The following is a 9,537-nucleotide window of genomic DNA, read 5'->3' on the forward strand; positions in this document are numbered from 1 at the left end:
GATTGCGGCGACAGTCAGTTTGCCAGGTGGCGATGCATCACTTGTTTCTGTCATGGCTTTCCTCCAGCCCTTTTCCAACGACGTCGGCGAAACCCCATTCGGTGATGTCGACCAGATAGTCGCGCGGGGAAAGCAATCGTCCCCGGCAGACGCGGATCTTGGGAACCGGCAATTCCGCGCGGGTTTCCAGGCGGCCCAGCAATTCCTCGAACAGCCAGAGCGGTATGCAGTGGCGCTCGGTCGGGTAGATGAAGCGGAAATTAAGTAGATGGATGAGTAGTAATTCCCAATGCAGTTCCATCGCGTCTAGCAGGCGTTGCCAGTCGATCGCCTCATGCTGCTTCAGGATCATGTGCGCGACATCCGCGCCGTCATAGCGGTAGCGATCCTGGATGAAGAGTTTCGAGAGGATGAATTCGGTCGGGGGAGTTATGCGGACGCGGGTGCCATAGACCTCGGCATGGGATACGTCGCGAAACCATTCCTCCGTCACCGGCAGGCTCGCCGAGGAGATATTGTAGATCACATCGAAGAAATTGCCGTCCTTCCAAACCTTGCCGATCCAGCGTTCGTCCTCGAACTCCACCTCATGGCCAAGATGCTTGAAATGAGCGAGGATGCGCGGCGCGTCACCGGCCTTGCAGAAGACATCCAGATCCTTGGTCGGCCGTACGATGCCCGTATGGCAGCCCAGCGCATAGGTGCCCGACAGCATGAAAGGGATGCCCGACGCTACCAGTTCCGCCAGGCTTTCGGCATAGAATTGCCTAGCCTCCGGCGGCGGATCGAAGGCGGCGGGGTCGCAGGTCATAGGGAATACCTTCGTCAGCATGGGCTAAGGGAACGGGCCGTCACCGCTTCTGTTCCAATGCTTGCTGTTCGCTTGCCTTCAGTCGTTCGCCTCGCAAGGCATTCGCCTGTCCCCAGGAAGGGTTCGACCGATTTTTATCCGTCTTGGAGGCGGGCCGCGCGGATGACCAGCTCCAGCTTCTCGTGAAACGTTGTCACAGCCTCGCCAGCCAGCCTGTGTACGGGGAACCGGCCTGCTGAAATGCAGCCCTGGGTGGTTTTCGGCCTATTGGCGGAGCACGTCAGTCGGTTCACTATGATGGCGGCGCGATGCCGGCTCAGGGGCTGACTTCGTCAACGGGCTGAAGGTTCTGAACGTAAGGGATGGCGCATAAGTAAGGAGAGGATGATGACCCTGGTCCGAGGATCGCCCCGCGACGAGATGGGCGCTCTGGTCCCGCCGGAAGTCGCATTGGCCGCCTTGGCGCAACTGGTGTCAATGGGGCGGCTGGGGCCGGCGCAGGATACCGCCCCGCTCGTCGCCTTTCTCGCCAGCGACGATGCCGCTTTCATCACCAGCGCCGAATTCGTCGCCGATGGTGGCTATACCGCAGTCTGAAGGAACCGCCATGGAAAGCATCGCCGCCATCGCCCGCGCCGCGTATCAGCCCTTTTCGATCGAGCCGATCATCATCGAGCTGCCCCGGCCGGGCGAAGTGCTGGTGCGCATCGCCGGCGTTGGGTTGTGCCATACCGATCTGGTCGCGCGGGATCAGTTCATCCCGATCCCGCTGCCCGCCGTGTTGGGCCATGAAGGGGCCGGCATCGTAGAAGCGGTGGGCGAGGGCGTGACCAAGGTCGCGCCGGGCGACCGGGTGGTGATAGGCTTTGCCAGTTGCGGCCATTGTGCGCGCTGCGAGGAACATTTGCCTTCCTATTGCCGCGAATTTCCCACGCTCAACTATGCGGGGACACGGGCGGACGGCAGTTCCGCCGTACGGCAGGGCGATGCCCCGCTCTCCGCCAATTTCTTCGGCCAATCCTCCTTCGCTGCCCACGCGCTGGCGCAGGAGCGCAATGTCGTGAAGATCGAGGCGGATGATGTACCGCTGGAACTACTCGGCCCGCTGGGCTGCGGGTTTCAGACCGGGGCGGGCGGGGTGATGCGCTCGCTTGCCTGTCCCGCCGGTTCGAGCATCGCCATCTTCGGCGCCGGGCCGGTTGGGCTGGCGGCGGCCATGGGTGCGGTGATTCAGGGATGCGCGACGATCATCGTGGTGGAACCGGTCGCCAGCCGGCGCGACCTGGCCCTGTCGCTGGGTGCGACCCATGTGATCGACCCGGCGGCGGAGGCTTCGCTGCCGGACGCGATCCGCGCGATCCTGCCCGACGGGGCGGAGTTCGCGTTCGAAACCAGCGGGCGGGAAGCTGTGGTAGAGGCCGCGCTGGCCTCGCTCGGCAGCCATGGCCTGCTGGGGCTGGTCGGGGTGCCGCCCAAACCGGACAGCAGCCTGTCCATCAACCTTGCCGCGCTCATCACTTATGGTCATCGCATCCATGGCATCATCGAAGGGGACAGCGATCTGGACGGCTTCATTCCCAAGCTGGTGGATCTGTATCGGGCAGGGCGCTTTCCCTTCGACCGGCTGATCCGGACCTTCCCGCTGGCGCAGATCAACGAGGCGGTGGAAGCGCAGGCGCGGGGCGATTGCGTGAAGGCGGTACTGATCCCCTGATGGGGCGCATGATCCAGCGCCATTGCCCGGCTGAGGTTGATGACCGCAGCCTTGGCCGCATTATAGGCGGCAAAGCCGTAATCGCCCGATCCCACCCCGCCTGCGCGCGCCGGTCGCGATCAGGGTTTCGACCGCGTTCAGGTCCATCATGCCGACCTGCTCCGCGATCAGCGCGGTGGACGGCAGCGACTCCGTCAGTCGGGCCAGCGCGTCGGCCCGGATGTCTGCGGCCAGCACAGTGGTACCTTCGCCAAGAAAGCGGCGCACGGTCGCCTCGCCAATGCCCGACGCCCCGCCGGTCACGATCGCGCGCTTGCCAATGAGGCGGCTGTTGAGGTTGTCGGTGGTTTACGAATGCCCGTCGATGACTTTTCATCCGTTTCGCTCAGAGCGAACAGATCTGGTTAGAAAGTGACGAAACTCATTGAATAGACGGGCCGCTCCCTCCCCAGGGAGCGGCCCGCTCGTTGCATCCCGATCAGAAATTGTAGCGGGCGGTAATGCCATAGGTGCGCGGCGGGGCGTGCAGCATATAGTCGTAGCCAAAGGCATCGCGCAGGTTGAGGCCGTACATGAATATCTTCTTGTTGAAGAGGTTCGTCGTCCACAGGCGGATCGCCAGTTGTTCGCTTTCCCAGCCCAGCGTCGCATTTACCCGGATATGCCCGGCGCGTGCAGGTTGACGTTCCCTGCCTTGTCGTTGAAGGGCGAGAAATATTGCTTGCTGGTGTAGATCAGGTTCGGCGAGAAGATGATGCTGCCGTTGCCAAGTTCGCCTAGTGTCCAGTCCGCACCCGCGTTGATCGTGATCCTGGGTGCGTTGGGCAGGTGGTTGCCGTCCAGCACCGTGCCCGACAGGGTCAGCCGGTCATAGGTCGCGTCGAGCCAGGTGAAGGCGAAATTGGTCTTCAGGCTGGAGATGAAGCGGGTATTGAATTCCAGTTCGAACCCCTTGATCGTGGAGCCGGGCGCCGACCGGATGAAACCGGTGGTGCCGATAACCTCGTTCAATTGCTGGTTCTTGTATTTCGTCAGGAAGGCCGCGGCGGTCAGGTTCGCGCGGTTGTCGAACATGCGTGCCTTCGCGCCGACTTCATAGGCTTCCACCTTTTCCGGCGGCACGAAGTCGATCGGATTGCCGGCATAGAATTGGCTGGAGAAGGAACCGGCGCGATAGCCGCGGCTGTAGTTGGCATAGACCATCGCACCGCTGTCGAACGTATAATCGACGCCGATCTTGCCGGTCAGCCGGCTGCTTGAGCGGCTCTTGCTGGCTTCCGGCGTGATCACGCCGGCGGGAGAGATTGTCCCGTGGGTGAAGCTGATAGACGCAGCATCGGGATCGGCCGGATCGAAATCATAGGTACCAAAGGCCGGCGACGTTGCGGGGTCGGCAAATTGCGTCAGGAAGGAATAGGCGTCATAATGGCGGCTCTTGTCCTTGGTGTAGCGCAGGCCGACCGTGAAGCCGAGATGATCGCCCAGCTTCTGGTTGATCTGGGCGAAGGCGGCGTAGCTTTTGCGCGTCTGTTGATAGTGCTGGTAGAAATAAAGGATTTGGATCAACCGATATTTGTCGACATTGTCGATATGGTCCCATCCATAATAGACGCCTGCCTGAATATTGGTGCCCGCATTGGTATAGGCCAGCTTCAATTCCTGGTTGAACTGCTTGTAGGTGTCGCCATAATTGGTCTGAAGCAGGCCAACGACCGGCGTGCCCGATCCTTCCTGCGTGAATTGCTGCTTGGACCAGTCATAGGCGGTCAAGGTCTGGAGCGAGAGGGCGTCGGTCAGCTCATAATTGATGTTGAACTGCACGCCGGCATTCTTGACGTCGTTGAAGCCAAGATCAGGCTGGTTCGTCTCGAAAAAGCTGAGATTATCCTGCGCCCGGTCATATCCCGAAGTGCCATTGGTCAGGTGGAAGGCGGCGGCCTGCGTGGGCTTGCCCTTCGATCCGGTAAATTTCAGCATCATGTCCAGCCGCTCGGTCGGGCGGGCGCGAATGATGAGGCGGCCGGCGAGGGAATCGCGGCTGTTGGCATCTGGCTGGCCGGGGAAGATATTCTTCACGAACCCGTCCGCCTCGACATAGTTGACCGAGGCACGGAAGCCGAGAACGTCGTCGACCAGTGTGCCTTCGATCGCGGCCTGGCCCTTCACCTCGTTGAAGCGGCCGTAGCCACCCTCGACATAGCCGCGCGTACCCGATTGCAGATTGGGTTTCACGGAGATGAAGTTGATCGCGCCGCCGGTCGTGTTGCGGCCATATAGTGTACCTTGCGGGCCGCGCACCGCTTCGACGCGTTCCAGATCGTATAGTTGAAGGCCGTGCATGGTGCGCGCGGAAAGATAATTGTCGTCGGTGTAGATGCCGACCGGCGATACCTGATTGGCGCCATATTCATTGCCCACGCCGATGCCGCGCATGGTGAAGTTCGGCTGGGCTTCACCAAAGGCTGACGTGACCTGGAGCGAGGGGACGGCGGCGCTCAGCGCGAAGGTGGAGTTGGCGCCCTGACGCGCAAGGTCGGTCGGCGTCAGCGCGGTCACGGCGACCGGCACCTTCATCAGCGATTCCGACTGGCGCTGGGCGGTGACGACGATATCGGCCAGCCCCACTTCACCACTGTTCGCCTGTGGCGCCTGATCCTGAGGTTCCTGCGCAAGGACGGGGGGCATTGCAATAGCCAGCGGTAATAATGCGCAAGACGTCCGGAATATTATGCTTTTCATCATTCCCCTCCTATGTTTGTCATTATCTCCAGGTTCGATTTTGTTCGAAACTTCCTCTTCTGATAAATTCACGTCCACTTGCTATTGGCGGTCCATTCATCGGCGTGGACGATGGACGCTAATGGCAGAGCGCGCGCGTTCATCCGATGGGTACCTGCGTCGGTTGACCCGTCGCCGCCATCACCCCGCCGTCCGCCACGACGATCGACCCGTGCATGTAGCTGGCGTCGTCCGACACCAGGAATGCGACGATAGACGCCATCTCATAAGGCGCTGCGGGGCGCTGCGCCGGGATCGACTTGAACCAGTCTTCCAGCAATTGTGGAAAGGCCTTGAACGCATCGGTCGCGGGTGTCTCGACGAAGCCAGGGCAGAGCGCGTTGATGCGGATATTCTCCCGTGCATGATAGCTTGCCATGGCGCGGGTCAGGTTGATGACCGCGCCCTTCTGCGCGCAATAGGATGGGTAGGCACCATCGCCCGCCAGTCCGGAAATTGATGCGACATTGACGATGACGCCGCCGCCCTGCTTGCGGAACTGGCGGACGGCCCCACGTGAGAGGAAGAATACGGAATCGAGATTGACCGCGGTGCTGCGCCGCCAGTCTTCCGTGCTATGGTCCGGGATCAGGCTGACGGCCGCCTTGGCGGCATTGTTGACCAATATGTCGAGCCGCCCGAACAGCGTGACCGCCCCCGCTATCAGCGCCTCGCAGTCTGATTCCTCGCTGATATCGGCGCGCAGGAAATGGGCGTTGGGCGTGTCCAGCGCCGCCAGCGCCTCCGCTCCGCGCCCTTCATCCTGTCCGCAGAACAGCACATGCGCGCCTTCGTTCAACAGCCGGCGGACGATGGCGAGGCCGATGCCCGCCGATCCGCCGGTGACGATGCAGGCCTTGTTGTCGAGCCGCGCCATCGCCCTATTCCTTGTCCCAGCGGCTGATGTCCATGCCGCTCGTGACGCCCAGCGGCGCATAAGCGCCAAGGATCGCCTGTTCGAACACGCCGACCGACTTTTCCTGGCTGCCGTCCGGGTTGGTCAGCGTCAGGTGCGACAGGCGCTGCACATGGAAATTCTGCATCGCCGTGGGATCGAGATCGTCAACGGTGAAATCCTCGCGCTCCACCCGCAACGGCATGCCATGATAGCGGCCATGGAACCATTCGGGGTGGAAATAGCCAATCCCCTTCATCTGCATCCGGTGGAAGGGCGTGAACTCGACCGTGTAAGGCCCGGTGCCATAATCGACCGTCAACGTGCCGCTTTCCGGCCAGAGCGTGCCTGGTTGCAGCACCGTTTCAAGATGGCCTTCCTGCGTTTCCAGAAAATCTTCCGGGCCGGCGCCGTCGGGGCAGAGGACGGAGCGCCTGTTCCAGACATGGCCGTCGGGCTCGGCGGCGATGTGGAAGAACAGGCTCTTGCTCGCGAAATTGAGCGGGGTCCATTGCCAGAAATAGCCCTGCGGCGCTTCAGGCACATTGGGCTGCGGATCGGACAGACCGATCGGGCGGATGCCCCAGCTGCGATCGCGCGTGCCCATGGCCTCGGGCGACAGGTCGATGCGACGGCCGTCGATGCTGATCCAGCCCGACCAATGGCCGTTCTGGGTCAGGCGGGTGTAATCGAGGAAACCGCGCTTTCCCACGCGCCGGGTGAAGCGCGGTTCCTCGATCGGGAAGGCGCGGCCGGTGATGGTGAGATCGGCGGCAATGCCGGCCTGTTCCTCCACCACGAAGCGCAGCGTCCAGAGCGGCTTGGGCACTTCCAGCCGCATCGGGCCGATGCTCATGTCCATGCGGTCGGTCAGGACGCGCGATCCGCGCAGGCAATATTGCTTGCCTTCGACCTGGATGGAAATGCCGCAGTCGGTGACGTTGAGGTGCGGATAGGTGCCCATGCCGATCAGGAAGAAGAGCGAACCATCCGGTTCGAATCCGTTGAACCAGTAGCGGTCGTAGAAATTCCGGTCCGTGCCCGAATAGCAGATCGGCTCTGGCGTCTGGTGGATCGGAAAATCGTCGGCGGCTGTCAGCATCATTCTCTCCGTGCGATTGTTCAGAAATTGGCGAGCGCGACCCGGCGCCGCTCGGTCGACGCGCGCAGTTCGTCCCAGATGGCGGCGTCGAGCGCCTTTGCAGCGGAGCTGTCCTCCGCCTCGATCCGCACCTGAAGGGTGACAAGGGCGCGGCGGCGCTGGTCGTTGATCCGCTCCAGCGTCGATATCTTCAGGTCTTCCGGTTCTTCCGTCGCGGCATTGCGAAAGGTCGCATCCCCGGTAACATCGGCTCCCTGCGTCAGCAGCCCCGCCAGCGCGCCATTTTCCCGGACCAGCCGGTCGGCCGCGCCGTCCCAGGCCTCCGCCGTTATGTCGAGCATTGCGGCAGTCATGCCAACCATGTTCGCTTTAAAACCCTTGAGGTCGGGCAGGATCGACTCGCGCAATTGGCGCGCGACGTCTTCAAGCACGGCGGGAATGTCCGGTTTCATGACAGCTTTCCCATGAGTTCGAGGATGGCCCGGTCCTGCGCGTTGCGCAGCCACCAGGCGGCGTAGGCCTGGATCACGTCGCGGTTCTGTCCCGACTGCCAGACATGGGCGCAGCTGTTCCAGATCGCCTGGCCTTTGATGCAGTTGAGCAACTCCCACCAGTGGAGCGCGCGGGGATCTGCCGTGAGGCCGCTTGCCTGCTCCCAGATCGCCACCGCCTCTTCGCGGGTGGCAAGGCCGCAATAGCGGTCGTCCTTGGCGAAGCAGAAGACACGGGCGAGGCTCCAACCCAGATCCTCCAGCGGATCGCCAAGATGGGCCATTTCCCAGTCCAGCACCGCGATCAGGTCGCCGGCGTCGTCATAGAGGAAGTTGCCGGCGCGAAAGTCGCCATGGACCATGGCCAGCTTCTGCGCGGTCGGCTGCCAGCGTTTCAGCGCCCGGATCGCGGCGCGCGTGATCGGTTCCGCGCCGACATCGTGGCGATCCAGAACATCGACCCAGCTCGCCAGTTCCTGTGCGGCGGTGTTTTCTACCGTCGCGGGACGGGTGAAGCTCATGTCGAGCGCTTCCACCGGCACGGCCGCGAGCCGCCCCATGGTCGACCACATTTGCTGCGCGACATGGGGTAGGCGATCGGCCCAGGCCGGATCCTGGAACTGATATTCGCTGTTATGATAGCCGCGCAGATCCTCGGCCAGGCTGATCGCGCCGTCGAAATGGGATGCGTCCGGCTCCAGCAGGATCATCTTGGGCACCGGGATGCCATGGCCGTAGATCGCACGGTAAGCGGCGAATTCATGGGCACGGTCGCTCTCGACATTGCTGGCGGGCGGATCGCGGCGCAGGATCATGCCGGTGCGCTGATCCTTCCCCTGCTCGTCGACATAGGACAGGTCGAAACGGAATGTCTCGCGTGAAGCGCCGAGCGGCAGACGGAAAAGATTCTCGACCGCAAGCTGCGTCCATCGGGGCAGCTTGTGGCCGAGATAGGTTTGGAGAAGGTCTGCGCTAATCGGTTTCATGCGTCTCTCGAAAGTTCTGGAGAGAAGGGCAGGTTAGGCCGATCCCCGCATAGAGGGGATGGACGGAAATCCACCTATGAGGAGGATATGAGCAGCTTCACCTGGCTGCCGTCGCCCCCGGTCAGTGCGGCAAAGGCGGTGTCCAGTTCCGTCAGGCCGACCATGCCTGTGACCATCGGCGCCAGCCTGTCGGGATTGTCGGCGATCATGGCGAAAGCCTCGCCAAACTCCGGGGGAGAGTAAGCAAAGACGAAGCGCAGGGTCAGGCTTTTCTGCAACAGGAACGCAGGTTCGATCGCATCGGTTTCCATGCAGTTGCCGACCACGACGAGCGTGGCTCCGGTGGGTGCAGTTTTCGCCAGCGTCATCAGCATGCCGGGCTTGCCGACGCATTCGAAGACGATGGCGCGGCTGCGGTTCTTCTGCTCGGTGGTGACGGCCATGGCGTCCGACATGCCGATCGGCAGGCCAAGGTCGTTCCACCATGTCGCACCTGTATTATTGCCGGGAGACAGCACGATGTCGGCGCCCATTCGCTCCGCCATCGCCCGCCGCGCGGCATTGGGTTCGATCGCCAGTATCGGGCCAAGTCCCAATGCCTTCAGCCGGGCGATGATGAACAGCTTGGGCACGTAGTGTCGCGTCTCGGCCGGCATGTTCAGGCTGAGGTAATCGGTGGGCAGGCCCGCCTTGGTGTTGCGGGCGATGGCGCGCTGCACATTGCCCTCGCCCCAGTTGTAGGCAGCCAGGGCCAGGTGCC

At 62.4% G+C, this 9,537-nt stretch carries 10 protein-coding genes; 2 read left to right on the forward strand and 8 right to left on the reverse strand.

What is annotated here, in order from left to right; translation table 11 throughout:
• Window positions 1-37 precede the first annotated feature (37 nt).
• Window positions 38-811 carry a hypothetical protein gene (locus VMR39_RS23365; RefSeq protein WP_325419685.1) on the reverse strand — a complete coding sequence of 258 codons (774 nt, stop codon included), beginning with the start codon at window positions 809-811 and terminating at the stop codon, window positions 38-40.
• A gap of 387 nt (window positions 812-1,198) precedes the next feature.
• On the opposite strand from VMR39_RS23365, the gene VMR39_RS23370 reads away from it, so the two are divergent.
• Together VMR39_RS23370 and VMR39_RS23375 are read left to right on the forward strand one after the other, a co-directional pair.
• A complete protein-coding gene (locus VMR39_RS23370; RefSeq protein ID WP_325419687.1) occupies window positions 1,199-1,408 on the forward strand; it encodes an SDR family oxidoreductase in 210 nt (69 codons plus the stop codon).
• Between the two features lie 10 nt (window positions 1,409-1,418).
• Window positions 1,419-2,525, forward strand: coding sequence for an NAD(P)-dependent alcohol dehydrogenase (locus tag VMR39_RS23375; protein ID WP_325419689.1), 1,107 nt, complete (start codon window positions 1,419-1,421; stop codon window positions 2,523-2,525).
• Between the two features lie 60 nt (window positions 2,526-2,585).
• Here the strand turns inward: VMR39_RS23375 and VMR39_RS23380 are convergent, their stop codons facing one another.
• The 7 genes from VMR39_RS23380 to VMR39_RS23410 form a co-directional block, all read right to left on the reverse strand.
• On the reverse strand, window positions 2,586-2,792 hold the full coding sequence (locus VMR39_RS23380) for a hypothetical protein (protein WP_325419691.1): 207 nt from the start codon (window positions 2,790-2,792) through the stop codon (window positions 2,586-2,588).
• A gap of 384 nt (window positions 2,793-3,176) precedes the next feature.
• The gene (locus VMR39_RS23385) at window positions 3,177-5,210 is read right to left on the reverse strand and encodes a TonB-dependent receptor (protein WP_325419693.1); all 2,034 of its coding nucleotides are present in this window, start codon (window positions 5,208-5,210) and stop codon (window positions 3,177-3,179) included.
• Between the two features lie 193 nt (window positions 5,211-5,403).
• Window positions 5,404-6,180 carry an SDR family oxidoreductase gene (locus VMR39_RS23390; RefSeq protein ID WP_325419695.1) on the reverse strand — a complete coding sequence of 259 codons (777 nt, stop codon included), beginning with the start codon at window positions 6,178-6,180 and terminating at the stop codon, window positions 5,404-5,406.
• 4 nt (window positions 6,181-6,184) lie between these two features.
• Window positions 6,185-7,300 (reverse strand): hypothetical protein, encoded by a 1,116-nt coding sequence (locus tag VMR39_RS23395; protein WP_325419697.1) that lies wholly within the window; start codon window positions 7,298-7,300, stop codon window positions 6,185-6,187.
• 20 nt (window positions 7,301-7,320) lie between these two features.
• Window positions 7,321-7,752 carry a hypothetical protein gene (locus VMR39_RS23400; protein ID WP_325419699.1) on the reverse strand — a complete coding sequence of 144 codons (432 nt, stop codon included), beginning with the start codon at window positions 7,750-7,752 and terminating at the stop codon, window positions 7,321-7,323.
• A complete protein-coding gene (locus VMR39_RS23405) occupies window positions 7,749-8,777 on the reverse strand; it encodes a phosphotransferase family protein (RefSeq protein WP_325419701.1) in 1,029 nt (342 codons plus the stop codon). The genes VMR39_RS23400 and VMR39_RS23405 overlap by 4 nt, the downstream gene beginning before the upstream one ends.
• 74 nt (window positions 8,778-8,851) lie before the next feature.
• Window positions 8,852-9,537: zinc-binding dehydrogenase (locus tag VMR39_RS23410; protein WP_325419704.1), on the reverse strand; the 686-nt coding region annotated here is incomplete at its 5' end.

Source organism: Sphingobium sp. (assembly GCF_035511395.1).
In the GTDB taxonomy this organism is placed as follows: Bacteria; Pseudomonadota; Alphaproteobacteria; order Sphingomonadales; family Sphingomonadaceae; genus Sphingobium.